Raw genomic sequence first — 21,571 nt, 5'->3', positions numbered from 1 at the left:
GGTCCAACAATAAGCACACATTCGTGAAGAAGTTTTGCGTCAAAAATTTCGCCAAACTGCCTTGGTTTATCGGTTATTCTTTCTAGGATCATCTTGTCAATATCGTCGTACTTTCCCGCCATCGCCTTACCCTCTGTTTGTATCGTGAGCTAATAAAAAGGCCACCTTCAGGCAGCCTCAACTTGAATGAGTGCCGGGGTGTTTAGTCACGCCCGGCGCGTGATTTCCTTCACTTTCCACAGTCAAAGGAATGTCGTAGACTGCTGTTTCCACAGTCAAAATAAGGAAATGTTTATGGCAATTTATACTGTTCGTGTGGTTTTGCGCGGAGCTGAATGGGACACTTATGAAAAGCTTCATGAAAGCATGCAGGCATCAGGATACACACGAGAAGTAACCAGCGACGATGGCGTGGTTTTCAAGCTGCCTGACGCCGAATACGTTACAACCAAAAGCATTGACGTCTACCAGGTTCGAGATGAAGTCCTGCGCATTGCAAAGACTTATAACTTTGATCCACAGGTTCTTGTTACAGAAGCTGTTCAATGGGCGTGGGCTCTACAGAAGGCTTGATGCGCCTCCATTTATGGCAGGCCACTCATTAAACGACTTTCTGCTCTGAATTTCGTATTGGAGCGTCTTTATCGAAATATCTGTGGCATCGGCTAAACTGATGCCTTCTTCATCTGCTAGTTCCTGAACTACCTTTCTCAATTCATTGTCCGGTTTTCCATAATCTCACCCCTTTGTTTATTCACCGCAGGCCACTCGCAAATGACCTCTGGTGAATCGTGTTACGCACCATTGCCGCTCTCCCTGAGCCCGCCGGGCGTCCGACGCATGGTTTACTGTCGCGCCGTTCGACTGACCGAATCTCTACTTCGCCGCTGGCTAACTTCGCTCAGCTGTCGATGTTTCGTTTTGATGGGTTAACAATAGCAATAGGTATTATTGATAGCAATACGCATTGATATTAAATCATAGCGGTTGCTATCAAGATGCTGATAGTTAAATGAATTTATTTTCGAGAAATTGCGATGCGGACGTCGTTTGCTAAGATATTCAGGTATCAAACGGAGCGAAGAATGAACTATAAAGACGAGCAAACAGGCCTGATTGGCCTGGCGATCGGCGCAGCGGTCATCGGATTGATATCAGCTCAGAAGCATATCAACAGGGAAAGTATTGTTGATGAGCTGGTGCGGTTGGGAAGACAGAAGGGTGATGGTGTCGAAGATGAGGTGCTTGTTAAGGCGGCGCAGCTGGTGAGGAAAGGGCAGTAAAAACCCGGCTCAGTGGCCGGGTGTGGTTTATTCTGGCTCTTCGAAAGGCTCTTCTGAAAAGTTGATATATGGTAAGTCATAATAACCGAGACCAGACATACTGATCAGCTGCTCGGCGTAAGATTTTATGTAGGGGTATGCCAAAGATGGTGCAATTGAACGAACTTCTAATGAAGCTAGTAACTCGCTCGACACTTCGGAATCAGTTGTAAAATCAAAATCATAAGAAATATCAACTTTCACTACATTTTCGATTGTGACCTCTACTTCGTAGCGAATTCTGAATAGTCTCTGATCCTTGGTGTTTCCGTAAAATTCATTGGAAATAGTTACGTTAGCTTTTGCTTTCTTTTTACCGTGATCACCTTGAATCATTTCAAGGTTAGCTTTATGAACTTTCTTTGAAACAAGATTTAATGTCATGATATTAAATTAAAACTCTCATCTAGGTAACGTGTGTCAGTTGAGTGAACCTTCGCACCAGTCACTCCGCCAAAGATTTTGGCCACTCTATCAAACGAAAAGGTGTCTTTAATTACCTTTGGTTCTTTCTTATTGAGGCTGGAAAATAGTGGGGTAACTACCTCTGCATGCTGAGTTATCCGTCCATGTGCAATGAAATCTGGTTTGTTAGAAAAACCAGTAACTAAATCAACATGCGAGGAGACTGACACACCAATTAATTCGAGCAACTCATCGCTAGAATCCAACTGCGTCCACTCTAATTCATTGACATCTTTGATTAAAATATCAGCAGGAATACCAAGCCCATTGTGTATTCTTCTAATCATAGATAGGCTTAATGGGCGCTTACGGTTAAGCACTTCAGAGACTTTAGATGCTGAGCCGATAAATTCCTTCATGTCAGCAGGAGTTAACCCCTCCTGATCCATACGGAATTTTATGGCCTCAATAGGATCTGGCTTATCCATTTGGAAATTGGCTTTTTCATAATGACCGACGAGAAGAGTCAGTAACTCGAACTCATCCATTTCGTCTGTTTCAGCTTTAAGACCGGCTGTGGCTAGCTCAATGATGCGGGCCATAGCTGTATCATAGTCGCCTTTGGTTTTAATGATTTTCCAGTTTTCCATAATCTCAAAGCCTCCACTTATCATACTCGGCATGAGTCCCGACCTGCTCAACAACCACCGTTCCTGCCACAAACACCACCTGAACAACCAATCGATAATCATTACCTTTAATGTTAAAGATAACCCTATTGTTCGGACGAAAATCAGCATGGCTGAATCTATTTTTAATGTCCTGAGGAGTTTTCCATGTAGCTCTAAGCGCTTCATCATACCAAGCTTCAAGAGGTCCTTTAGCCTGATTATGCTTTTTAATGAACCTCTGGAGCTCCTCTAATCCTATGACAATCATATCTTGCCAATGTTCCCCTTTTGGGAATTATAAGATAAATTCCCGAAAAGGGAATGGCCCATAAAAAACTTAGTTAACCTTTAATCCGTATTCTCAAGAAAGATTGCACCATTACCCAAGCATCTCGTCAGGCCGCTGGATTACCCATGCTTCCTGTAGGTCTGCGGCATGCTTCCGATCACCTTCCCGAACACGAAAATTTTGTTCATCTCTTCCTTCTCAATCGGATCCCACGGCCGATAGGTCTGATTGTCTGAGATGACCAGCAGCTTGTCTTTCATCTTCTGCAGGCGCTTAACGTGTGACGTATCGTCGTAGATGAAGGCGTAGATGCCGTCACCGTCGAATTGCTGCACGCTGATATCCACGAAGAGCAAGTCACCAGGTTCAATCGTGCCGGCCATGCTGTCACCGCGAACGTTAATGATGCGGATCTGGTCAGCCTGTCGACCATTGAACATACGGCGTGCATCATCCACTGAATATTCCACGGAACGCAGAACCTCCACGAATTCGCTATTGATGATGCCAGGGCCAGCACTAACGCAGAAGTCGAGCACTTCGATGCGGAAGGTGTCATTTGGTTGTGGCTTTGTAACCACGTGCGCCTGACCGTCATTCTTCATGGGGCCAACGCCAGTTGAAAGCCACTCTGAGCGCACGCCCAGCGCATTGGCAATCTCCACTATCTTCGTTGAGCCGCGAGCATTACCACTGGCTAAACGCCAAATCGTTGGCTGAGCGATGCCTGAAGCCTTTGCCAAGGCTCCCTGAGACATTCCAGCAGCAGTCATCGCCTGATTAAGGCGTTCAGCAAGAGTTTCATTTTTCATAAGTTTTAATTTATACGCTTGCGTATTGATGGTCAAAACACGTTTAGCTATTGCCAATATCAATACGCATTGCTATTATCAAATCGAAACAATACTTATAGGAATTGGAAATGACCAATAAAACGATTCAACGCGCTATCGATATTGTCGGTAGCCAGAAAAAGTTAGCCGATTGCTGCGGCGTGGCCCAGCCAACCGTCTGGCGATGGCTGCATGGTGGTGGCATTGACGCTCGCTACGTAATGAAAATTGTATCGGCGACGGGCGGACAGGTTGCCGCTTCAGAGATTCGCCCAGACCTCGCTTCGCTTTTAGGGGCCAACCATACAGCCGCTTAACGGCGGCACTTTTCCACAAGGAGCACACAGTGCAATCACTTGCGTATCAACACAATACCGGAATACATCCGGGAGCGATGATAAACCGCGCTCAACCCAAAGAGGCACCTGACCACGAAAAAATCCGCGATGCGGTCCGGGCATGGTCGTCGGCGCTGGACAATCAGGACGTCGTTTCAGCGCTGATCATCAACGAGTACCGGGAGCAGGGCGGAACCGCTATCAGCTTCCCGGAAGACATCAGCCGGGCGCGCCAGAAGCTATTTCGATTCCTGGATAATCGCTTCGACTCCGATCAGTACCGCGAGAACGTTAGCGAACTGACTCCCGCAATTATGGCGGTCCTTCCTGTTGAGTTTCGTGCTCGTCTGGCGCCACAGAACGACACTATGTCGCTGATTGCATCAGCCATGAAGGAATGTTCAGAGGCAAAGCAAGCTGTGCTGCTGGACGCTCCAGAGCATCAGAAACTGAAAGAAGTAAGCGAGGGTATAGCGTCGCTGTTCCGCCTCATGCCGGAACAGGTAGGGCCTCTGATGACGATGGTCACATCGATGCTGGGGGTCATGTGAGGACTACAGAAATGGCGAAAGCCGGTCTGCGCGAACAGAACCGACTTTCTGGTGCAACAAACGCGAGTCAATTGCGAGGTCATTATGACAAACGCTAATCCAAAACGCCAGGCGCAGGAGGTTTAACTGTGTCGAACGTCGCTTACGCAAATTTTGCGGCGCATTCAGCCGCGAGGAGCAACAGGATGGAGAACCAGAAGTCTGGTTACGTCCCGTTGTACCGGAGCATCAAGAAGAAGTCATGGGCTAAGGATGTATTCCTGCGCGCGCTGTGGGAAAACCTTCTCATTGACGCAGCCAGACAGCCATACACGGCATTCTTCAAGGGCAAGCAATGGCCTCTGCAACCCGGTCAACTGGTCGTCACTGCTGCAGATCTTGGCCTTCAGTTGTGTGACCGTCAGGGCAATCCGACAAGCCGCGATGCAGTGGAGAGAATGCTGTCTGTTTTCGTCCGCGAAGGGATGATTTCCATCGAAGGAGAGAAGCGGAAAGGCAGGGTGATCACCATCACGAATTACGTCGAATATGCTCAAAAAATGGATGATTTACCCGCACATAAAGCCGCACATACAAACGCACATGGCGAAGCCAACAATGGCGCGGGTTCTGATGGGTATGCCGCACATAAGGCCGCACAATTCCCCGCACATCATGAACAAGAAGGTAATAACAAGAATTTAAATAACTCTACGTCCGAGAATTCTGACGAATCCTCTGACAAGTCAGGAAAGAAATATCCTGTCTTGAAACCTGAAGCGGCTATCCAGAGCGGAGCTAAGTGGGGTAACTCAGAAGACCTTCGCTGTGCAGAGTGGCTCTTCGATGTCGTGCAAAGCATCTCTCCGTCTGCCAGAAAACCGAACTATGCAGCATGGGCCAATGATATTCGTCTGATGCGAGAGCGTGACCAGAGAACTCACAAGGAGATCGCCACACTGTTCAAGTGGGCCTGTGAGGACAAATTCTGGAAGGGGAACGTGCTTTGCCCTTCGACGCTGCGTGAGAAATGGACACAGCTCGATATCAAGCGTTCGAAAAAAATCAATGGTGAGGCCGGAACGGTAGGTAACAAGCCAGAACTCGACTTCAACAACACCGACTGGGCCTATGAGGTGATGCGATGAAATCTCTTGCAGAGCAGTTACGTAACCACGACCGCGAGCAGATGAGTCGCATAGCCCATAACCTGCCAGAGCAGTACCAGGAACGCGCGCCGGTCGAGCAGGTAGCTCAGGTATTCAATGGACTGTTCAGCCAGCTGCGTGCTGCGTTTCCAGCCAGTATGGCGAACTTCCGCACCCAGGACGACCTGAACGAATTCCGCCGTCAGTGGCTGCTGGCGTTTCAGGAGAACGGGATCCACTCAATGGCTCAGGTCGATGCCGGTATGCGCATTGCCCGCCGTCAGGAGCGCCCATTTCTGCCATCACCGGGCCAGTTCGTCGTTTGGTGCAAACAGAGCGGCGGGGTGCTGGGTATCACGGTTGAACAGGTAATTACCGAATACTGGGACTGGCGTAACCGCTCGTTCGAATTCACCTCCAGCGAGCAATTCCCCTGGTCGCAGCCGGTCATGTACCACATCTGCGTCGAACTGCGTCATCGCAGCACAGAACGTCAGTTAACACATGGTGAGCTGGCACGTGAGGCGGGCGACCTGCTGGACATGTGGGAGAAGCGTGTATTTGAGGGTAAACCAGTGCCACCGGTGCGCCGGGCAATCGCAGCACCCGCTGCCGATCGTGGACCGACTCCTATCCAGTTGCTACAGGCAAAGTACAACCGTAACAAGTCGAACGGGATGGTGTGAGATGAAAGGCAAACAGGCAATTCTGCGTTATCTCGAAACGCACCGTACCTTCACTGCGAAGGATGTGGCTGCCGAGTGTGGCATGACCATCAACTGCATCACGAAGAACGCTCTCGAGCTGGAGAAGATCCGCAAGATTGTTCGCGTGAGCAAGATCTGGCGAACGGTTACCTATCGCCTGGCGACACCAGAAGAGCAGGCTGGAACAGTGCGCAGCAGCACGAATGGAATATTCAACGAATGTCGAAACAGCGCGGCTATGCAGCGTGTACTGGCGTTTTACGGGAGAGCATCAGCATGAAACCAACATACGAAGAACTGGAACTGCAACTCGAAGAATCCCAACGCGAGTTCCGGGCAGCAGACGCGACTATTCACAATCTGGAACTGAAAATCACAGACATGGCAGTACAGCTCGCTAACGCCGAGAGCAAGTGCAGGGAGCTGGCGGCGGAGAATGCGGGGCTGAAGGCGACATGTGATGATCGTCGCACGTTCATCATGAACGGAGTGCAACTGGGTTATATCAAAGTTCCGACAGTGGAAAGCGACCCGGCACTCGAAACCATTCGCGTTGCTGTTTCACCACAAGAACCAACCCCAGCCACCGACGCTTTCCTGGCTGAAGTGCGGGCAAGTGCTATCAGGGATGCGCTGAATGAATCATCTGATTATCTCGATACCGATTGCGTCATGGACAGGCTGGATATTAGCTATGAGGATGCAGAGTTACGCACATCCGGTGCTATTGAACTGCATGATGCGTTGGTCGCTGTAGCAAACCAGTTGCGTAAAGGAGAATAGCGATGAGACCAACCGATGAAGAAATCATTGCTGTACTGAAACGTCGTGGCCCATGCATGACTTACGTAGTGAATAACTGGCTGCGTGATGATCATCGTTCACTTCAAACAGCATACGTATTGCGCCGCCTGAAAAAGCTAGAAGCAATCGGAGCGGTTAAGCGCGTCAAAACCAATTACAAGGTTCAAATCTGCTGGGAGATCGCCCAATGACAGCACTCAACAAACAGGCTGGAGCAGGTGACGTGAACCCGAAAACGTATTACATCCATCCGGCGGCATTCGGCAGTACGAAAGACCCTGGTTACGGGCATGTGCCAGTTGTAAAGGCTGATGACTTCGAGAATCTGCGCGCCAAGTTGGAAGCCGCAGAGAAGCGCATAGCAGAACTGGAGGCGCGGACGGTAACTCTGCCTGATAGGAAATCAGAATTGTTTTGGCCTGGCGATGGTTTTGAGTTCGACAATCTTGGCTATGTAATTGCTGTAGAGAGCGCAATCCGCGCCGCTGGCATTGGCGTGAAGGGGGAGTAAGATGGCTACTTTGCAAGAAATGATTGACCTGACCCCGGTGCAGGAGAAAGCCTGGAAACGACCTGAGCGTGCAGTGAAAGATTTCAAAGCTGCGGGAGGTAAGTTCTACAGCGTACTCGATACTCTCAATGGTTATAACGGCGAGCATGTAGCTGATATTGATGAGACTGGAGACTACCACACCGCGGCGGTATACATGGCGAGCATTGATTGCACTGGATTTACCAGCTTCGCTGACGATTGGCACGGAATAACGCTGAAGGATGGCGTTGTAATTGATGAGGACTAACCCATGACAACTAACCACCCGGCGCACGGTCCTGTATCACTCGATCACCTGCACCAGATACGCGAACACCTGCGGCATGATACCCAGTACTCAAACGGCGGGAACAGAGCTTACATTCTCGCTGATGTATTGAAGGTGATTGATGGAGCTATTGCAGCAAGGAGCGCAGAGCCGGCAGTGCTGGATGATGGACGTGAACAGTTTGAGGTATGGATGCTCAAAAAATGGGGACGCGAGCGGCAGGAATATGATTTCGCAATGGGTAAATTCCTGCACGGCGAAAATTACGCTGATAGTTATACACGGCATATGTGGAAAGCATGGTCAGCAAGCCGCGCCGCCATGCTGAAGTTATCTGATAATACAGAACAACTCAATCAAGCGTCCGTAGGTTCTGTGAAGGTTAATTCTCTGAATCAATAAGCACTAAAAGCGCATAACAATAATTATTGAAACATTAGCATTGTGGGCATTATTGCTAATCGGGGGTCGGTTATGCGCTTTTTAAGTGCCGGTATTAATATTTTTATAGTGATGCAATTAACTGCCTGTGCAGTTCCTCAGAGTAAGCCCGTTTACTCAATGACACAGTCTCTTGCTAAAGTATCTACTAATCTTTCTATTGTAGAGTGCTCTCTTGGTATTCCTATGCTGGATAGCGCAAATAACTCATATCTGGATCCAAATGGTTTTTGCATGAATGAAATTAATTCACGGATGAAGATTGGGACAATGACTCGTGAAGAATTTGAAATTGATAAAAATCGTGCACAAAACGAAATTTCGCAGTATCAACAGCAACAAGTCATTTCAGCTGAGAATCAGAGAGAGCTAAGCAGAGAAGATAGCGACAGGCAAAATACTCAAGAGGTAAGGGATGCTATTTGTGAGTCCAAACCCTGGGGTTGCCACTAGCTGCAACAAAAAACGGCATTGCTGGATTGGGTTCATGCAACCTACTGGGAACAACTGTCGGCATCACCAGTGAAATAGTGATGTATAATCCCTCTCAAAGCATTGAGGGGGATTCATCATGTCAGGTCATAACATCGCAGCAAAATCGAAAGAAGAGCAGGACAAGGTTAACGCGGACCTTGCTGCCAGTGGCGTAGCCTACAAAGAGCGCTGAACATGCCGGTAATCGCTGAGCAGGTAGCCCGTGAGCAGCCAGAGCATCTGCGTGAATACTTCATGGAACGAGTGCGCTACTACCGTGAGCAAAGCCTGACACTGCCGAAAGCATCCGATCCGCGCTATCTGGATATGGCAACTCAGAACGAGAAAAAATGAGGATTTATGTTCAATATTATTATTCTTAAAGGTGAATTTGGTACTTTTGTTGATGTTCAAAAGTATAGCGGTGAAATTCCACCCAGCACAACATCTCTAAAGCTAGATGGAGAAACTTTCAAGCTATCCCTTTACGAGTTAAATGACAGACAGTATTTAATTGCACATCAGCACGATGTTACAGAGGAAAACAGATCCGCTGTAGATGACGCCATCATTCAGTTGAACATCAAACCAGTTGGTTGATTTCCAATAATCAACCAGCCATAATCACTTCACCAGAGCCTGAACAACTCTGGTGACTTCTGCGCATTTAAGGGGACTTAAATGCGACCACAATCTGAACTCTCCACCTTGTCACAGATGCAGAAATGCACCTGCGACTTTCTGCATTCTGCGTTACCTCTCGGAGGTGGCGTATGAAGCAGCAATTCCTCCTTCGAAACACCAACATTCGCGCCAATGCCATCAATGCGATTAACCAGTTGCAGCTTGATGAAAAGCGCCCGGTCGTCATCGAGATAAAAGAGATGACCCGCTCCATTGACCAGAACTCCAAGCTTTGGGCGATTTTGGGCGACGTCAGCAGCCAGGTTGAATGGCATGGTCGCAAACTCTCCTCTGAATCATGGAAGCATATCTTCACCGCGGCACTGGTTAAGCAGGAAGTCGTGCCGAACCTGGCCGGTGATGGCTTCGTGGTGCTGGGTCAATCAACCAGCAAAATGACCGTAGGCCAGATGCGCGACCTTATCGAACTGATCCACGCCTTTGGCGCAGAGCGTAACGTCCGTTGGGGCGATGAATCTCGCCTAGCTATGGAATGGGCTTCCCGCTTCGGAGGCTCCAATGCGTAAACCAACCCGCCGCAGCTGCAAAATCTGCAAGACCAAATTCACTGCTACCTACGACAACGTCTGGTGGTGCTGTCCTGAGCATGGATTCGAGTACAGTCAACTTCTGTTAGCAAAGAAGAAACTGGCAGCCGAGCGCAAACGCAAGCAGGAAGCGCAACAGGAACGCCGTGAACTGAAGGTAAGAAAGGCGAGCTTAAAGCCGATCAGTCATTGGGTGCGCATGACTCAGCGTGTCGTAAATGATTACCGCCGTGAGTTACTTCTGGCTGCCGGACATGGTTGCATCTCCTGCGGAACAAGAAATGCACAGGTCTGGCATGCCGGACATTACCGCACGACAGCAGCCGCTCCACAACTTAGATTCACCGATGAAAATATTTGGCTTCAGTGCCCATCCTGTAATGTTCACAAGTCAGGAAATATCGAATCCTATCGCGCTGCGCTGGTTGAATTGATCGGTGAAGAAAGAGTGCAGGCGCTCGAGTCCAATAACGAAACTCACCGTTACACCCGCGAAGAACTGGACGACATCCGCGCCGATGCCAGGGCGAAACTTCGCGCCATCAAACAGCAGGAGGCCGCATGACCCGCACTGATATCGAAAATTACCAGAAAGCATCGGTACTGCGTGCCGATCCTGAATGCTCATGGATGAAGTTGGCTTCTGTACCGCGACGCTCATATCTTGGGAAATATCGCCGCCTGACTCCTGCGCAAAGTAGGTGGGTTCGTTCGCTATTAGGACTTTGGGGTAGAGAGTTTGGTGGTAGTGATACCTCATATCTGTCTGGCGGTAGTGGTATGTGGTCGATGATACTCACTGGATGGACTGGTGAGCAGCAGGAGAGGATTACTACCGTGCTAGCTGGCCTGCGCAAAATGGGATATTCAGGAGATCAGCTTATCATGCAGGCAAAAGCTATCATCTGGCCTAAAAAGTCTCTATCCGATTTGATGGGTAATGCTGCTGATGAAGAAGAGGCCGAATTCATGGAGCGGATCATCCTCAAATCATTCCCAAAAAACAGCATTGTCTACGAAATCGGGAAGGACTATTACACCTGGCGTAAGACCATTAACGATATGGCCCGTTGGATGCAGTATCACCACGCACCTTTTTTGACTGAAAAGCAGTGCATCGATCGCGTTCGTTGGTGCATTGAGTTGTTCAATTCTGCTGTCTTCTTCACGTTAATTGCAGAACTTGGTATCGAAAATAAAGAAACTTGCAAAAAAGACTTGAAAACAAGTTTTGAAGATGCATAATTACTGTATGCTCGGACGTCGAAGGCGAAAGAGCTATGGTGGTGAGGCAAAAGAGGCGGCTCTCACCACTTAACCGCCTAGTTGGTATCTTCGACGTATCGTCTGGTACTCCAACCATCGCAGGCTGAGAGGTCTGCAAAGTTCGAAGTAAAGAGTTGCGGAATTAGAAAAGCCCCTGCTGAGATGCTGGGGCTTTTTTGTTCAAATGAATATTTCACCCGTACCAATTTTTTTAAAGGAAGCTTTGGTTGGTGGGTTTAACTGGAAATCAGCTATCAGCGATGCGATTTCATTCCCGCCAGCCTGAACAACATAAACTCTTACATTGGTGTTTACGTATTCATTGTAATCATCCGGTGCCCCCAAACTTATTAGATGGCTCTTTGTAGTAAGCTTGTGGCGTTGAAGCTCAAATTGATAGTAAGCGTCGCTTGAACTCTGAACACGAAAAATCTGCATATAGTCTCCTTATTTAAAAGCAGAATGTTTATCGGCAATCCCAGGTTCAAACTTAAACGATATTTACGACACAACGGCAATCGCTTTGAGTATTTGACGGAATCCCGGTAAGTCCAAGTACAGTTCCCCGGCTCTGCAGAACGATCCCCGTTGTGGTGTAACTCAATTCCCGCTTGCGGGTTAGATGGGTAGAGTAATGCATCAACTGGCATAGCCAGCAGGGCAGGCATGATGCTAATGCTGAACCTGAGTATCGGTTCGAGTCCGATCGCCACACACTAAACCCAGCCAGGGTATCTTCAGCCGCAGAGCTGACATTGCCACACCATCACATTCCCGCCGCGAGCGGGTTTTTTATTTCAGGCCCCGGGAATCATCATCGATATGCCTCGTTGTTAAATCCAGCCCGAGGGCCTGACCCCTTTCAAACACACAGCTCCCGCATTTACCGCGAGGAGAGAGACTATGAAGATGGACGAAAGATACAGCAACGCGACATACGGCAGCGCTGGTCTTGCGGCTTTCTTTGCCAGCCTGTCATTGCAGGACTGGGGCTTCATCATTGGCGTCGCGTTCAGCATTATCCTCGGCGTCCTTACATACAGGCTCAATAAACGTGAGCAAATGAAGCGCACGAAGATACTGCAGGACATTCTGAACAAGACCGACTCAAGCAACCCATCGGCTACAGCAAAAGTCCTCGCCGATCTCGGACAGAAAGCCCCGAAGGAAATCTGATGAACAGCACATTGCGAAATAAAATTGCTGCCTCCATCGGCGGCGGCGCGATTGCGATCGCAACTGTCATGCTTTCAGGTAAGGACGGGCTTGAAGGTCGTGAGTATGTGGCCTACCGAGATGTTGTCGGAGTGCTGACTGTCTGCGATGGTCACACCGGATCCGACATAATCCCCGGCAAGCGATATACCGATAAAGAATGTGATGCACTAACCCGGAAAGATTTAACACGCATTGCCGCTCAGGTTGATCCGCATATCAAAGTACCAACCACTGAAACGCAGCGAGCGGCAATTTACAGCTTTGCTTACAACGTCGGCGCTACCGCAACCATCAACTCCACGCTGCTAAAAAAACTCAACGCCAAAGATTACGCCGGAGCGTGCTCTGAGCTTAAGCGGTGGGTATACGCCGGTGGCAAAAAGTGGAAAGGCCTGATGAATCGACGCGATGTTGAATATGAGGTTTGCACCTGGAGTCAGAAATGAGCCGGTTAACCGCAATCAGCATTGCCGTTGTCGTCTGCATCATCGTATCGCTTGGATGGGCTGTTAATCACTACCGCGATAACGCCATCGAATACAAGAAGCAGCGCGATGAGAAAACTCAGGCGCTGAATATGGCTAACGCCACCATCACTGACATGGCAACCCGGCAGCGAGATGTTGCTGCTCTGGATGCCAAATACACACAGGACTTAGCTAATGCGAAAAAGCAGATTGATGATTTGCAGCGTTGCGTTAGCGATGGCAAGTGTGGGTTGCGCATCAACGCAAAATGTCCCGCGAACGGAGCGACCGGCTCCGGCAGCATGGGCGATGCTTCCGGCCCCCGACTTACTGACTCCGCTGAACGGGATTATTTCACCCTCAGAGAGCGAATCGACACAGTAACGAAGCAGGTCGGCTATCTGCAGGACTACATTAAAGAGCAGTGCTTGAAGTAAAGGATTTCTTAATATCAGCATCTGGATGTAATGTAGATCTATCTACAACAAAAAAAGGTGCAGATGAATGCAACAATTGCTTAGTGGGATTGATGATTGCTTATCTAAAGAAAATTGGTTTGGAGCATTATTCATAGCAATATCCCTTCCTGATATCTGTGGTGCAACTGAGGATAAAATTAAAGGGAATGGCGCGAGATACAAGGACTGGTTTAATCGCTATCTAAAGCCAAGATATGACGCTGATAACATGTACGACTATTTAAGTCTTACCAGACCTGAAATGCTTCAGGGCATTCCTGAATATATAAAGGAAAGTTTCAGGGTTCAAATCCCCTTAGTTTCATTCAGCGCAGATGACTGTTGGAGTTTAAGGAATGCATGTTTACATGAAGGTGTTGATGAAACAAAGCTAAGGAAGTTTAAGATAACAACCCCTGCGCTAGAAACTATCCATGCCCATATGAATGCTTTCAATGGTGTTCTGCAATTAGATGTCATTGAGTTATGTAATGATATAGCCAATGGGGCAAGGAAATGGCTTTTCGATATGAAAGGAAATCCTGAAGTAATGGAAAAGCTCAATAAAATGATGACCATAGATAGTATGATTTTTGAGGGGTTTATAGATTACAAAACTGCAAAATAACCAACTCATATCGATAAATTGTAATGCCATCAAAATGTGGATGGCATTCAATTCAGAAACGGATTATGAGGCTCTCAATGTCAGACATCTACCAAATCACGCTAACCACCCAAACAGGCGAAACCTTCACGGGCAAGATGTCACGACGTCAGCCTGAGCTGGTTAATGGCTTTGTGCCGCTGGCGACCGAGACGGGCGAGTGGCTTTATTTCGCCCCTGCTGATGTAAAGCGCGTGGAGTTCACGCCTATGACTGATAGTGATGAAGAGAAGGGCGAATGATCGCCCTAATTGTTAACCGCGAGCCTCTCGACCTTCTTCGTCTTCATGAACGCGGTATCGCCAGTATTTATCTGGCTTAACCCAAACGACATCTTCCCCGCTATCAGTCCTGAATTTATTGATTACTTTGGTTGATAGAGCTTGGTTTCCATCGGCGTTTTCTTTGAGATGCTGCTCGTTGTTTTGCTTAACGAGGTAATCGACAACATCCTGCTGGTAAAGGCAAGCGTCAGATTGAAGATTTTTCATCATCCAGGCAGAAACATCAGAAACAGATAGCGTCGGCGTGTTTGGGATTATGGCTTTGGGGTTGCACGCTCTAGTGAATCGGGTTTGAAATATCCTTGCTCTAGTTTTTTTCCAGCAAACCATTGGCAAAGGAATGAATTCCCCTGAGATGTTAAGAAGGCCTTAATAGTCATGTCCGGGCCTCCAGACTTGAGCTTAACAATATCGCCTGTTTTAAACTCATCACTCATAACAAACTCCTTTTGGAAGAAAAATGGCACTCACCGACAAACAAGAAATGTTCTGTCGCGAGTACCTCATCGATTTAAACGCCACGCAAGCGGCTATTCGGGCGGGGTACAGCGCAAAGACAGCTAACCGTACCGCGTCCGAAAACCTGTCAAAACCTGACATCCAGTCCAGAATTGCCGAACTTAAAGCGCAACGCAATGATCTGGTTGGTATAAATGCGACATACGTCCTGAATCGTCTCGTTGAGATTGACCAGATGGACGTGCTGGATATCCTGACCTCGACCGGAGAGTTGAAGCCGGTTTCTCAGTGGCCGAAGGTCTGGAGGACAACGCTATCGGGGCTGGATGTCGTTGAGATGTCAGCCGAGGGAAACACCGCCGCACTGCTTAAGAAAATTAAGTGGCCGGATAAAGTGAAGAACCTTGAGCTGATTGGTAAGCATATCGATGTCCAGGCATTCCGTGAGCAGGTGAAAACTGAACACGTTGTCGATTCAATTTCTGACCTGATGGATTCGCTGTCTCAGGGGGCGTAATGAATCCTGAGCATCTCAAGCTGCTGTCCGATAAAGACTGGCGGCTGAATAATCTCTACTGGATCACCGACAAAGAGGGAAAGCCTACGCGGTTCAGGATGACGCCTGAGCAGCGGGAATACTTCGAGGGGATCCACACCCGTAACATCATCCTGAAAGCTCGTCAGCTCGGTTTCACCACTGAGGTGTGCATCATCCAGCTCGACGCGGCTCTGTTCGAGTCGGCGAAGTGCGCCCTGATTGCCCACACGCTGAATGACGCAAAGCGCCTGTTCCGAGAAAAGGTAAAGTACGCATACGACAAGCTGCCGACTGAGATAAAGGCGGCCAACCCGGCGAGTAATGACTCTTCAGGTGAGCTCGTATTTAAGAAGGGCGGCTCACTTTATGTCAGCACGTCGTTTCGTGGCGGTACGCTGCGTTACCTGCACGTTTCAGAGTTCGGGAAGATATGCGCTAAGTATCCAGACAAAGCCCGTGAAATCGTCACTGGTGCGTTTGAGGCGGTATCGACCGGATGCTTCGCTACTATCGAGAGCACGGCAGAGGGCCGGGCGGGTTACTTCTTCGATTACTGCCAGACAGCAGAGAAAGCGTTACTGCAGGGCAAGCCCTTATCAGCACTGGACTGGAAGTTCTTCTTCTTCTCCTGGTGGAAGAATCCGCAGTACGCAATCGACCCTGTCGAGTCTCTGCCGGTGCGTCTGCTTGAGTACTTCGCTGAAATGGAGGCGAAGCACGGTGTAGTCGTCAATGAGCGCCAGAAAGCCTGGTACTACGCCAAAGAGAAAACGCTCGGCGACGACATGAAGCGCGAATACCCTACCATTCCGGCGGAGGCATTCCAGCAATCGGTCGAGGGCGCGTACTACGCCAAACAGTTCCGCTGGCTCTATACCAACAAGCGGATCGGCCAAATCCCGGATAACTCGCATCTCCCGGTACACACCTTCTGGGATATCGGTGTGGGTGACTCCACGGCGATATGGTTCGTTCGTGAGGTTGGCAACGAGTTCCATATCATCGACTACTACGAAAACTCCGGCGAGGGGCTGAGGCACTACATGAAGGTGCTGAAAGACCGCGGCTATGAGTACGGCGAGCACTGGGGTCCGCACGACATCGAGAACCGCGAGTTTGCTGCTGATGCGAAGTCACGCAAAGAGTTGGCGCGCGAAGGTTACGAGATTGACGGGCAGATGTATTCGATGAACTTCCGCGTTGTGCCGAAAGCCGGGATCGACACCGGCATTGAATCGGTCCGTGAAATCCTCCCGTCCTGCGTATTCGATGAAGAGAAATGTGCTGTTGGCATATCTCACCTCGAGGGCTACCGCAAAGAGTGGGACGACAAGCGCGGCTGCTGGAAAGATAAACCGCTTCACGATTTCACCTCGCACGGCGCTGACAGCTTCCGCTACTTTGCGGTAGCGAAGAACAACCACAAGCAGGTCGGCGCAATCTTCTTCACATAAGGATAACTCAGTGAGTAACACTACAGAAATGCAAGTCCTCGCTGGACTCATTGTGAACAGCCTTAACGAGGTTGGCCGCGCACGCCAGTTGTATGCATCAGGGCTTGGAAAATCCGGCAACACAAAGCGTCACCACCTTTGGTGCGAATTTGGTTACCCGGAGCGACTCGACTTCGATCACTTCTACAACATGTATGAGCGTAACGGTGCGGCGTTCGGCGCGGTGCATAAATTGCTCGATGCATGCTGGACAGATACCCCGGTAATCGTCGACGGCGATGAGACGAAGAAGTCCAAAAAGTCGACGCCGTGGGAAAAGAAAGTCACCAAGCTCATGAAGAAACATTGGGCGAAAGTGAAGGATGCGGATCGGCGAAATCTGGTTGGGCATTATTCAGCACTTATCCTTCAGTTCGCAGACAGCAAAGAATGGTGGGAGCCCGTCGACCGCAGTGTAATGCGAAACACACGTGAGCGTGGCCTGGTCAAGATGATCCCCGCATGGGAAGCGCAGGTTAAACCCGGTGAGCTTGAGCAGGACCAAAAGTCGCCAGACTATGGCATGCCGAAGTTCTACTATTTCCAGGAGCAGCAGGTCGGCGATAACGGAAACATAGCGGGGCCGATGCGGTCGATTAAGATCCACCCTGAACGCATCATCATGTTCTGCGAGGGCTCAGAAGACGAGACTTCACTGGCTGGAATTCCTTTCTTGCGTGCTGGTTATAACGACCTGCTCGACATGGCAAAGACCTCCGGTGGTAGCGCCGAGGGCTTCCTGAAAAACGCCAGCAGGCAACTCGGCATTAACATGTCGAAGGATACAAACCTCAAGACTATTGTCGATGAAGCCAAGAAAGCAGGATATTCAGGTCTTGCCGAAGCTCTGAACGCCGCCATCCAGAAGCTCAACTCAGGCACAGATTCCGCGCTGGTGACGCAGGACGGTGAGGCTAAGGTGCTTTCTGTGGCCGCTGCTGACCCGAGCCCAACCTGGACGGTCAGTGCAAATCAGTTCTCTTCATCCGTACAGATACCTTTCACCATTATTTTTGGTCAGCAGACGGGCCGCCTGGCGTCGGATCAAGATAAAAACGACTTTGCGAAGCGTTGTAATGGACGTCGTGGTGGATTCCAGACTGGCCGTGTAACCGCTGTTATTGAGCGACTGTGGACTGTGGAGGTTATCGAACCACCTAAATCTGGCGAAATCACGTTAACCTGGTCTGATCTACTCGCTCCAAGCGAGAAAGAGAAGATTGCCAACATGAAGGAAATGGCTGCGGTGGCGAAGGATACCCAGCAAGCCTATGGCACACCTGCTATTGATGAGAACGAGGTCAGGGAGGCGGGAGAACTTGAGCCTCGTGAGGATGTTAAGCCGCCTGACCCAAATAAAAAGGTAACGACCGATGATCCTCTTTCCGATGACACCGGAGCAAAAGACGAAAGTCGGGACACCGGTAGTTCCGCGCAGCAAGGTTGACCCGACCCGATCAGCAAAGCAGGTAACCGCGATGTTCCGGGATATCGAGGATCGGTATCTCGGCATCAAGCGAGCACTAAAGGCACTGTTCGACCAGCGTCTGACCGGGCGAGAGCGTGAGATCAACAGCCACAACTGGCACTTCCTTTGCCACGACCACGGCACGGATATGCGGCTATACCAGGTCAACGCCGGCAACTTCATCTATGACATGTCGGTGCAGGAACTGGCAGATCTGCTGGAAGCGGTGCAGGGCATTCTGGATGATTACCTGCTGGATGGAGGCGAGCAAAACCTTTGGGCGATGGATTACGTCGTCGCAGAAGCGCAGCGCGGCACGCTGGAGGCCTTCAACAACCTCTCGCAGCAGTCTCAGGTGTACGCCAGCCAGACAACGCTACAACAGCTCTTAAGCAGTCCCGGTCACCTTAATCAGGTGGCGGCTGCCAGGCTGACAACGTTCAGTGACTGGAAGGTCATCAGCGACACCGCCCGCGGCGATTTAACCAACATCATCACTGACGCGGTTGCGCGCGGCGTGAATCCTCGTGAGACTGCCAGCGTCATCAGTAAGCGCCTCGATGTGTCGATGTCGAAGGCTAAGAACATCGCGCAGACTGAGCAGGTCGGCGCGCTGCGACAGGCGCAATGGAACGAAACGGATTGGGCTGCCGACAGGTTGGGGCTAAATACCGGCCTTCTCCATCTTTCTGCGCTGAAGCCTACCACCAGGACAACGCACGCATTCTGGCATGGAAAGGTGAGGACCGTTCAGGCAGTGCGTGACTGGTATGCTGTCGATGGCAACAAATATCACTGCTATTGCAGCCAGATTCCGGTGCTGCTCAACGACGACGGCAGTATTTTCAATGAAGGCTTAAAGCAAAAGCTCACAAATGAAAGGATGTTATGGACAAAACATCATTGATATGATGATGTTATAATCCGTTAAATATTGAGAGTTTGTAAACAATGGAAGCGAAGAGTGTTAATTTCGAATGGAAGGAGTTGTTCAAAACTGACATTGCCATCCATTATCGAGTAATTTGTAAGATAGTGACCTCGAAAGGAATAGAAGTAACTGGAAGCGCGCAAGCAGTAATCAATAAAGCTCCGCAGATAACAACTAATCTATATAGTTTTGATGGCGCGCAGTTGGCTGAGCTATCTGCTTTTAATCACGCTAATCAGATGCTTTATAAGATTGCAGGTGAAAACATTCCTGATCATAGTACGTTAACTGGCATCGCGGCTATGAAAAAGTAGCATTGGGACTTACCCGCTCCGGCGGGTTTTTATTTTATTTGAAATTCACGAATGAGGGCGCTGCGTGACAGTCTATTGGTGCTGTGGTTGCGGGCGAACTGTGAGCTATCAATGCGTAACTGCGTTGGTGTATTTCCCATGGTGCTGTATGGCGCCTATGTTACGAAAAATCTAAACGAAGGCGCAATTTGTACTATTTCTTGCAAGGGAACGCTTCACTCAGAGCATCAACCGCCAAATCAGACGCGTTTTCAGCGCGGCGTTTAGGATACTGCTTCAAGTACTGATATACGACGTCAGATATTTGATTCAGGTTAAGTTGATTACTGGCACAAAATATTACACCGCTACCCAGATCATAAACTCCTGACACGTAGCCGTAGTACATGTTCGCATCGCTGATATCAGAACCCATTGTTCTATTTTCTCTGACTCGCATCAAGGATTCGCCCCAGGCAAAAAGCTGATTTCCAGTGTAAAAATTAGCCTGCGCGTCCTGCACACCGAATAAACCGATTGCGCCAATTATCAAGGCCTTTTTAATCATCATCTCACTCCTTTATTGAATAAACATAACTTAACGAGGATCTAGCATGAAACGCAACCGCGTTAATGTGCTGACCGTCGTCAACTCCGCTTCAAACATCACAACAGAAACCATCGACGACAAGCCACATATCGTGGTTCTCGGCATCACGCCTGTCGTTGACGATATCGTGATGAACCGGAAGTTGTACCCGGCAGCAGAAATCGAAAAGGCCTACAACACGCTTGAGCGTAATCCGATGCCGCTGGGTCACCCGAAGGTTGACGGCAAGCATGTATCTGCTCGCGATGTCCGGGCGGTGAATGAATATCACGTCGGCGCATGGCTGCAGAACGTAAGCCACAAAGACGGGAGGGTGACGGGCGATATGTACGTTAACCGCCAGTACGCCGAGTCAAGCGAGAAGGGCAAGCGCCTGATTAACCGCCTTGATGAGATGCTGGCCGGTACCAACTCCGACCCGATTCACATCTCTACTGGTCTGCTGTATTCCGGAATCGCCGCCAATGGCGAGTCAAAGGGCAAGAAGTACAACGAGATCGCCACCAACATGATGTTCGACCATGTGGCGGTTCTGCTTGATGAGCCGGGTGCCGGAACTCCGGAGGATGGAGTGGGTATCTTCGTTAACTCAGAAGGTGATGAGCAACAGATTGAGGTTGCCCGCCTGGCTGATGGTATCGACTGCACCCGCGATGGCCTGCTCAACAAGACCAAATTCTTCTTCACCAATGCCTCCAACTTCTCTTTCGACGACATCTCCCGCGCTATCAGCGACAAGCTGCGCGAGGGCGACGCCGAAGATAAGGGGCTTTGGCCTGAAACGGTGTGGCCGGACAACTTCATCTACCGCGATGACACCAAATACCTGAAGCAGAAGTACCTCATCGATGATGACGGCAAGGCCGTGTTCGTCGGCGAACCTGTAGAAGTCGTGCGCAAACCCACTGAGTACGAGATTAAAACCAACGGAGAGAACGATCCGATGAAAGAACTGATTATTAATGCGCTGAAAGCCGCTGGTAAGCCGACTGATGGCAAGTCTGATGCCGAGCTGATGGACGCCTATAACCAGATGGCAGCCGAAAAGGCAGAGCCTAAGGAAACGCCTGAAGATAAGGCCGCCCGCGAGAAGAAAGAGGCGGACGACAAGAAGGCCAAAGACACTGCCAACAACAACGAAGAAATGCCAGGCTGGGCCAAGTTGTTGAGTGAGCAAGTTACTGCCATCAACAGCCAACTCAATGCCAACTCTGACAAAGAGAAAGGCGAAAAGCGCGCGGCTGTGAAGCTGGCGATGAACATGAGCGATGACGAAGTCGCAGATCTTGACGGTAAGGCGCTCGATGCCATGTACGCCAAGTGCCAGACCTCTTTCGGCCTGAACGGTGCATTCCGTCACCAGGCTACCAACACCCAATCAGTCAGCGAAATGCCGGAGTAAAA

At 49.6% G+C, this 21,571-nt stretch carries 37 protein-coding genes and 1 pseudogene; 30 read left to right on the top strand and 8 right to left on the bottom strand.

All coding sequences use genetic code 11. The features are described from left to right. Positions 1 to 294 precede the first annotated feature (294 nt). The 3 genes from OGY68_RS19855 to OGY68_RS19845 all read left to right on the top strand — a co-directional run bounded on the left by OGY68_RS19855 (position 295) and on the right by OGY68_RS19845 (position 1,283). The gene (locus OGY68_RS19855; protein ID WP_047647803.1) at positions 295 to 573 is read left to right on the top strand and encodes a hypothetical protein; all 279 of its coding nucleotides are present in this window, start codon (positions 295 to 297) and stop codon (positions 571 to 573) included. 218 nt (positions 574 to 791) lie between these two features. Further along, the gene (locus tag OGY68_RS19850; RefSeq protein ID WP_286617421.1) at positions 792 to 971 is read left to right on the top strand and encodes a hypothetical protein; all 180 of its coding nucleotides are present in this window, start codon (positions 792 to 794) and stop codon (positions 969 to 971) included. Positions 972 to 1,085: 114 nt separating this feature from the next. Continuing rightward, positions 1,086 to 1,283, top strand: a complete 198-nt coding sequence (locus OGY68_RS19845; protein WP_279264238.1) for a hypothetical protein — start codon at positions 1,086 to 1,088, stop codon at positions 1,281 to 1,283. Positions 1,284 to 1,310: 27 nt separating this feature from the next. Here the strand turns inward: OGY68_RS19845 and OGY68_RS19840 are convergent, their stop codons facing one another. The 4 genes from OGY68_RS19840 to OGY68_RS19825 all read right to left on the bottom strand — a co-directional run bounded on the left by OGY68_RS19840 (position 1,311) and on the right by OGY68_RS19825 (position 3,499). Continuing rightward, positions 1,311 to 1,706 (bottom strand): hypothetical protein, encoded by a 396-nt coding sequence (locus tag OGY68_RS19840; protein WP_279264236.1) that lies wholly within the window; start codon positions 1,704 to 1,706, stop codon positions 1,311 to 1,313. Continuing rightward, positions 1,703 to 2,377, bottom strand: coding sequence for a helix-turn-helix domain-containing protein (locus OGY68_RS19835; protein ID WP_279264235.1), 675 nt, complete (start codon positions 2,375 to 2,377; stop codon positions 1,703 to 1,705). The genes OGY68_RS19840 and OGY68_RS19835 overlap by 4 nt, the downstream gene beginning before the upstream one ends. Positions 2,378 to 2,381: 4 nt before the next feature. Further along, positions 2,382 to 2,666, bottom strand: coding sequence for a type II toxin-antitoxin system HigB family toxin (locus OGY68_RS19830; protein ID WP_279264234.1), 285 nt, complete (start codon positions 2,664 to 2,666; stop codon positions 2,382 to 2,384). Between the two features lie 140 nt (positions 2,667 to 2,806). Continuing rightward, entirely contained in the window at positions 2,807 to 3,499 is a 693-nt protein-coding gene (locus tag OGY68_RS19825; protein ID WP_279264388.1) for an XRE family transcriptional regulator, read from the bottom strand. A gap of 110 nt (positions 3,500 to 3,609) precedes the next feature. Between OGY68_RS19825 and OGY68_RS19820 the strand changes: the two genes are divergently transcribed. The 16 genes and pseudogenes from OGY68_RS19820 (at position 3,610) to OGY68_RS19745 (ending at position 11,260) form a co-directional block, all read left to right on the top strand. Then, complete coding sequence (locus OGY68_RS19820) at positions 3,610 to 3,837, top strand: helix-turn-helix domain-containing protein (RefSeq protein WP_279264233.1); 228 nt, start codon at positions 3,610 to 3,612, stop codon at positions 3,835 to 3,837. Positions 3,838 to 3,866: 29 nt separating this feature from the next. Continuing rightward, a complete protein-coding gene (locus OGY68_RS19815) occupies positions 3,867 to 4,409 on the top strand; it encodes a toxin YdaT domain-containing protein (RefSeq protein WP_286617415.1) in 543 nt (180 codons plus the stop codon). 185 nt (positions 4,410 to 4,594) lie between these two features. After that, on the top strand, positions 4,595 to 5,536 hold the full coding sequence (locus OGY68_RS19810) for a phage replication protein O (protein WP_286617412.1): 942 nt from the start codon (positions 4,595 to 4,597) through the stop codon (positions 5,534 to 5,536). Next, on the top strand, positions 5,533 to 6,222 hold the full coding sequence (locus OGY68_RS19805) for a replication protein P (protein WP_286617410.1): 690 nt from the start codon (positions 5,533 to 5,535) through the stop codon (positions 6,220 to 6,222). The genes OGY68_RS19810 and OGY68_RS19805 overlap by 4 nt, the downstream gene beginning before the upstream one ends. 1 nt (position 6,223) lies before the next feature. Then, positions 6,224 to 6,523 carry a protein ren gene (locus tag OGY68_RS19800; protein WP_191219798.1) on the top strand — a complete coding sequence of 100 codons (300 nt, stop codon included), beginning with the start codon at positions 6,224 to 6,226 and terminating at the stop codon, positions 6,521 to 6,523. Continuing rightward, the gene (locus OGY68_RS19795) at positions 6,520 to 7,026 is read left to right on the top strand and encodes a hypothetical protein (RefSeq protein ID WP_286617408.1); all 507 of its coding nucleotides are present in this window, start codon (positions 6,520 to 6,522) and stop codon (positions 7,024 to 7,026) included. The genes OGY68_RS19800 and OGY68_RS19795 overlap by 4 nt, the downstream gene beginning before the upstream one ends. Before the next feature lie 2 nt (positions 7,027 to 7,028). Continuing rightward, positions 7,029 to 7,238, top strand: a complete 210-nt coding sequence (locus tag OGY68_RS19790) for a hypothetical protein (protein WP_286617406.1) — start codon at positions 7,029 to 7,031, stop codon at positions 7,236 to 7,238. Next, complete coding sequence (locus OGY68_RS19785; RefSeq protein WP_286617404.1) at positions 7,235 to 7,558, top strand: coiled-coil domain-containing protein; 324 nt, start codon at positions 7,235 to 7,237, stop codon at positions 7,556 to 7,558. Before OGY68_RS19790 ends, OGY68_RS19785 begins: the two co-directional genes overlap by 4 nt. A 1-nt stretch (position 7,559) precedes the next feature. After that, positions 7,560 to 7,847, top strand: coding sequence for a hypothetical protein (locus tag OGY68_RS19780; protein ID WP_286617402.1), 288 nt, complete (start codon positions 7,560 to 7,562; stop codon positions 7,845 to 7,847). A 3-nt stretch (positions 7,848 to 7,850) separates the two neighbouring features. Beyond that, positions 7,851 to 8,270, top strand: coding sequence for a phiTE_015 family protein (locus tag OGY68_RS19775; RefSeq protein WP_286617401.1), 420 nt, complete (start codon positions 7,851 to 7,853; stop codon positions 8,268 to 8,270). Between the two features lie 72 nt (positions 8,271 to 8,342). Then, positions 8,343 to 8,762: a hypothetical protein gene (locus OGY68_RS19770; protein ID WP_286617399.1), complete on the top strand. Its 420-nt coding sequence runs from the start codon at positions 8,343 to 8,345 to the stop codon at positions 8,760 to 8,762. Positions 8,763 to 8,880: 118 nt separating this feature from the next. Then, positions 8,881 to 9,137: pseudogene (locus OGY68_RS19765) on the top strand (DNA polymerase III subunit theta). Between the two features lie 6 nt (positions 9,138 to 9,143). Then, complete coding sequence (locus OGY68_RS19760; RefSeq protein ID WP_063615235.1) at positions 9,144 to 9,383, top strand: hypothetical protein; 240 nt, start codon at positions 9,144 to 9,146, stop codon at positions 9,381 to 9,383. A gap of 173 nt (positions 9,384 to 9,556) precedes the next feature. Beyond that, entirely contained in the window at positions 9,557 to 9,994 is a 438-nt protein-coding gene (locus OGY68_RS19755; protein ID WP_286617395.1) for a recombination protein NinB, read from the top strand. After that, a complete protein-coding gene (locus OGY68_RS19750; protein WP_286617393.1) occupies positions 9,987 to 10,580 on the top strand; it encodes a recombination protein NinG in 594 nt (197 codons plus the stop codon). Before OGY68_RS19755 ends, OGY68_RS19750 begins: the two co-directional genes overlap by 8 nt. Continuing rightward, on the top strand, positions 10,577 to 11,260 hold the full coding sequence (locus OGY68_RS19745) for a DUF1133 family protein (protein WP_286617391.1): 684 nt from the start codon (positions 10,577 to 10,579) through the stop codon (positions 11,258 to 11,260). Before OGY68_RS19750 ends, OGY68_RS19745 begins: the two co-directional genes overlap by 4 nt. Positions 11,261 to 11,461: 201 nt before the next feature. Here OGY68_RS19745 and OGY68_RS19740 read toward each other — a convergent pair whose 3' ends face one another. Then, a complete protein-coding gene (locus OGY68_RS19740) occupies positions 11,462 to 11,719 on the bottom strand; it encodes a hypothetical protein (RefSeq protein WP_286617389.1) in 258 nt (85 codons plus the stop codon). A 465-nt stretch (positions 11,720 to 12,184) separates the two neighbouring features. On the opposite strand from OGY68_RS19740, the gene OGY68_RS19735 reads away from it, so the two are divergent. The 5 genes from OGY68_RS19735 to OGY68_RS19715 all read left to right on the top strand — a co-directional run bounded on the left by OGY68_RS19735 (position 12,185) and on the right by OGY68_RS19715 (position 14,333). Further along, positions 12,185 to 12,457 (top strand): phage holin family protein, encoded by a 273-nt coding sequence (locus OGY68_RS19735; RefSeq protein WP_048224292.1) that lies wholly within the window; start codon positions 12,185 to 12,187, stop codon positions 12,455 to 12,457. Next, entirely contained in the window at positions 12,457 to 12,945 is a 489-nt protein-coding gene (locus tag OGY68_RS19730) for a lysozyme (protein ID WP_286617387.1), read from the top strand. Before OGY68_RS19735 ends, OGY68_RS19730 begins: the two co-directional genes overlap by 1 nt. Then, a complete protein-coding gene (locus tag OGY68_RS19725) occupies positions 12,942 to 13,403 on the top strand; it encodes a lysis protein (RefSeq protein WP_286617384.1) in 462 nt (153 codons plus the stop codon). The genes OGY68_RS19730 and OGY68_RS19725 overlap by 4 nt, the downstream gene beginning before the upstream one ends. Before the next feature lie 67 nt (positions 13,404 to 13,470). Next, complete coding sequence (locus OGY68_RS19720; protein ID WP_286617382.1) at positions 13,471 to 14,052, top strand: hypothetical protein; 582 nt, start codon at positions 13,471 to 13,473, stop codon at positions 14,050 to 14,052. Between the two features lie 77 nt (positions 14,053 to 14,129). After that, positions 14,130 to 14,333, top strand: coding sequence for a hypothetical protein (locus OGY68_RS19715; RefSeq protein WP_270280574.1), 204 nt, complete (start codon positions 14,130 to 14,132; stop codon positions 14,331 to 14,333). 12 nt (positions 14,334 to 14,345) lie between these two features. Here OGY68_RS19715 and OGY68_RS19710 read toward each other — a convergent pair whose 3' ends face one another. Then, a complete protein-coding gene (locus OGY68_RS19710; RefSeq protein ID WP_416135231.1) occupies positions 14,346 to 14,630 on the bottom strand; it encodes a DUF6953 family protein in 285 nt (94 codons plus the stop codon). Further along, complete coding sequence (locus tag OGY68_RS19705) at positions 14,630 to 14,812, bottom strand: YodC family protein (RefSeq protein ID WP_032935503.1); 183 nt, start codon at positions 14,810 to 14,812, stop codon at positions 14,630 to 14,632. The genes OGY68_RS19710 and OGY68_RS19705 overlap by 1 nt, the downstream gene beginning before the upstream one ends. A 23-nt stretch (positions 14,813 to 14,835) precedes the next feature. Here OGY68_RS19705 and OGY68_RS19700 point away from each other — a divergent pair, with 23 nt between their 5' ends. From OGY68_RS19700 to OGY68_RS19680, 5 genes are read left to right on the top strand one after another with little or no spacing between them, the layout of a single operon-like run. Further along, on the top strand, positions 14,836 to 15,351 hold the full coding sequence (locus OGY68_RS19700; protein WP_044704358.1) for a terminase small subunit: 516 nt from the start codon (positions 14,836 to 14,838) through the stop codon (positions 15,349 to 15,351). Next, positions 15,351 to 16,826, top strand: a complete 1,476-nt coding sequence (locus OGY68_RS19695) for a terminase large subunit (RefSeq protein WP_286617367.1) — start codon at positions 15,351 to 15,353, stop codon at positions 16,824 to 16,826. The genes OGY68_RS19700 and OGY68_RS19695 overlap by 1 nt, the downstream gene beginning before the upstream one ends. A gap of 28 nt (positions 16,827 to 16,854) precedes the next feature. Next, complete coding sequence (locus OGY68_RS19690) at positions 16,855 to 18,312, top strand: DUF1073 domain-containing protein (protein ID WP_195618974.1); 1,458 nt, start codon at positions 16,855 to 16,857, stop codon at positions 18,310 to 18,312. Further along, positions 18,239 to 19,240, top strand: coding sequence for a phage minor head protein (locus tag OGY68_RS19685; RefSeq protein ID WP_286566381.1), 1,002 nt, complete (start codon positions 18,239 to 18,241; stop codon positions 19,238 to 19,240). Before OGY68_RS19690 ends, OGY68_RS19685 begins: the two co-directional genes overlap by 74 nt. 44 nt (positions 19,241 to 19,284) lie before the next feature. Beyond that, on the top strand, positions 19,285 to 19,578 hold the full coding sequence (locus tag OGY68_RS19680) for a hypothetical protein (protein ID WP_182294140.1): 294 nt from the start codon (positions 19,285 to 19,287) through the stop codon (positions 19,576 to 19,578). A gap of 193 nt (positions 19,579 to 19,771) precedes the next feature. Here the strand turns inward: OGY68_RS19680 and OGY68_RS19675 are convergent, their stop codons facing one another. Beyond that, positions 19,772 to 20,128 carry a Rap1a/Tai family immunity protein gene (locus OGY68_RS19675; RefSeq protein WP_286617365.1) on the bottom strand — a complete coding sequence of 119 codons (357 nt, stop codon included), beginning with the start codon at positions 20,126 to 20,128 and terminating at the stop codon, positions 19,772 to 19,774. A 43-nt stretch (positions 20,129 to 20,171) separates the two neighbouring features. Here OGY68_RS19675 and OGY68_RS19670 point away from each other — a divergent pair, with 43 nt between their 5' ends. Then, entirely contained in the window at positions 20,172 to 21,569 is a 1,398-nt protein-coding gene (locus tag OGY68_RS19670; protein ID WP_286617363.1) for a DUF2213 domain-containing protein, read from the top strand. Positions 21,570 to 21,571 lie beyond the last annotated feature (2 nt).

Source organism: Citrobacter sp. Cpo065 (genome assembly GCF_030332805.1).
Lineage (GTDB): Bacteria > Pseudomonadota > Gammaproteobacteria > Enterobacterales > Enterobacteriaceae > Citrobacter > Citrobacter portucalensis.
This window is presented reverse-complemented; position numbering and strand designations above follow the sequence as displayed.

Coding starts and splice junctions, on each gene's coding strand:
- OGY68_RS19855 (WP_047647803.1), top strand. CDS start 295: ATGGCAATTTATACTGTTCGTGTGGTTTTGCGCGGAGCTGAATGGGAC.
- OGY68_RS19845 (WP_279264238.1), top strand. CDS start 1,086: ATGAACTATAAAGACGAGCAAACAGGCCTGATTGGCCTGGCGATCGGC.
- OGY68_RS19840 (WP_279264236.1), bottom strand. CDS start 1,706: ATGACATTAAATCTTGTTTCAAAGAAAGTTCATAAAGCTAACCTTGAA.
- OGY68_RS19835 (WP_279264235.1), bottom strand. CDS start 2,377: ATGGAAAACTGGAAAATCATTAAAACCAAAGGCGACTATGATACAGCT.
- OGY68_RS19830 (WP_279264234.1), bottom strand. CDS start 2,666: ATGATTGTCATAGGATTAGAGGAGCTCCAGAGGTTCATTAAAAAGCAT.
- OGY68_RS19825 (WP_279264388.1), bottom strand. CDS start 3,499: ATGAAAAATGAAACTCTTGCTGAACGCCTTAATCAGGCGATGACTGCT.
- OGY68_RS19820 (WP_279264233.1), top strand. CDS start 3,610: ATGACCAATAAAACGATTCAACGCGCTATCGATATTGTCGGTAGCCAG.
- OGY68_RS19810 (WP_286617412.1), top strand. CDS start 4,595: ATGGAGAACCAGAAGTCTGGTTACGTCCCGTTGTACCGGAGCATCAAG.
- OGY68_RS19805 (WP_286617410.1), top strand. CDS start 5,533: ATGAAATCTCTTGCAGAGCAGTTACGTAACCACGACCGCGAGCAGATG.
- OGY68_RS19800 (WP_191219798.1), top strand. CDS start 6,224: ATGAAAGGCAAACAGGCAATTCTGCGTTATCTCGAAACGCACCGTACC.
- OGY68_RS19795 (WP_286617408.1), top strand. CDS start 6,520: ATGAAACCAACATACGAAGAACTGGAACTGCAACTCGAAGAATCCCAA.
- OGY68_RS19790 (WP_286617406.1), top strand. CDS start 7,029: ATGAGACCAACCGATGAAGAAATCATTGCTGTACTGAAACGTCGTGGC.
- OGY68_RS19785 (WP_286617404.1), top strand. CDS start 7,235: ATGACAGCACTCAACAAACAGGCTGGAGCAGGTGACGTGAACCCGAAA.
- OGY68_RS19780 (WP_286617402.1), top strand. CDS start 7,560: ATGGCTACTTTGCAAGAAATGATTGACCTGACCCCGGTGCAGGAGAAA.
- OGY68_RS19775 (WP_286617401.1), top strand. CDS start 7,851: ATGACAACTAACCACCCGGCGCACGGTCCTGTATCACTCGATCACCTG.
- OGY68_RS19770 (WP_286617399.1), top strand. CDS start 8,343: ATGCGCTTTTTAAGTGCCGGTATTAATATTTTTATAGTGATGCAATTA.
- OGY68_RS19760 (WP_063615235.1), top strand. CDS start 9,144: ATGTTCAATATTATTATTCTTAAAGGTGAATTTGGTACTTTTGTTGAT.
- OGY68_RS19755 (WP_286617395.1), top strand. CDS start 9,557: ATGAAGCAGCAATTCCTCCTTCGAAACACCAACATTCGCGCCAATGCC.
- OGY68_RS19750 (WP_286617393.1), top strand. CDS start 9,987: ATGCGTAAACCAACCCGCCGCAGCTGCAAAATCTGCAAGACCAAATTC.
- OGY68_RS19745 (WP_286617391.1), top strand. CDS start 10,577: ATGACCCGCACTGATATCGAAAATTACCAGAAAGCATCGGTACTGCGT.
- OGY68_RS19740 (WP_286617389.1), bottom strand. CDS start 11,719: ATGCAGATTTTTCGTGTTCAGAGTTCAAGCGACGCTTACTATCAATTT.
- OGY68_RS19735 (WP_048224292.1), top strand. CDS start 12,185: ATGAAGATGGACGAAAGATACAGCAACGCGACATACGGCAGCGCTGGT.
- OGY68_RS19730 (WP_286617387.1), top strand. CDS start 12,457: ATGAACAGCACATTGCGAAATAAAATTGCTGCCTCCATCGGCGGCGGC.
- OGY68_RS19725 (WP_286617384.1), top strand. CDS start 12,942: ATGAGCCGGTTAACCGCAATCAGCATTGCCGTTGTCGTCTGCATCATC.
- OGY68_RS19720 (WP_286617382.1), top strand. CDS start 13,471: ATGCAACAATTGCTTAGTGGGATTGATGATTGCTTATCTAAAGAAAAT.
- OGY68_RS19715 (WP_270280574.1), top strand. CDS start 14,130: ATGTCAGACATCTACCAAATCACGCTAACCACCCAAACAGGCGAAACC.
- OGY68_RS19705 (WP_032935503.1), bottom strand. CDS start 14,812: ATGAGTGATGAGTTTAAAACAGGCGATATTGTTAAGCTCAAGTCTGGA.
- OGY68_RS19700 (WP_044704358.1), top strand. CDS start 14,836: ATGGCACTCACCGACAAACAAGAAATGTTCTGTCGCGAGTACCTCATC.
- OGY68_RS19695 (WP_286617367.1), top strand. CDS start 15,351: ATGAATCCTGAGCATCTCAAGCTGCTGTCCGATAAAGACTGGCGGCTG.
- OGY68_RS19690 (WP_195618974.1), top strand. CDS start 16,855: ATGCAAGTCCTCGCTGGACTCATTGTGAACAGCCTTAACGAGGTTGGC.
- OGY68_RS19685 (WP_286566381.1), top strand. CDS start 18,239: ATGATCCTCTTTCCGATGACACCGGAGCAAAAGACGAAAGTCGGGACA.
- OGY68_RS19680 (WP_182294140.1), top strand. CDS start 19,285: ATGGAAGCGAAGAGTGTTAATTTCGAATGGAAGGAGTTGTTCAAAACT.
- OGY68_RS19675 (WP_286617365.1), bottom strand. CDS start 20,128: ATGATGATTAAAAAGGCCTTGATAATTGGCGCAATCGGTTTATTCGGT.
- OGY68_RS19670 (WP_286617363.1), top strand. CDS start 20,172: ATGAAACGCAACCGCGTTAATGTGCTGACCGTCGTCAACTCCGCTTCA.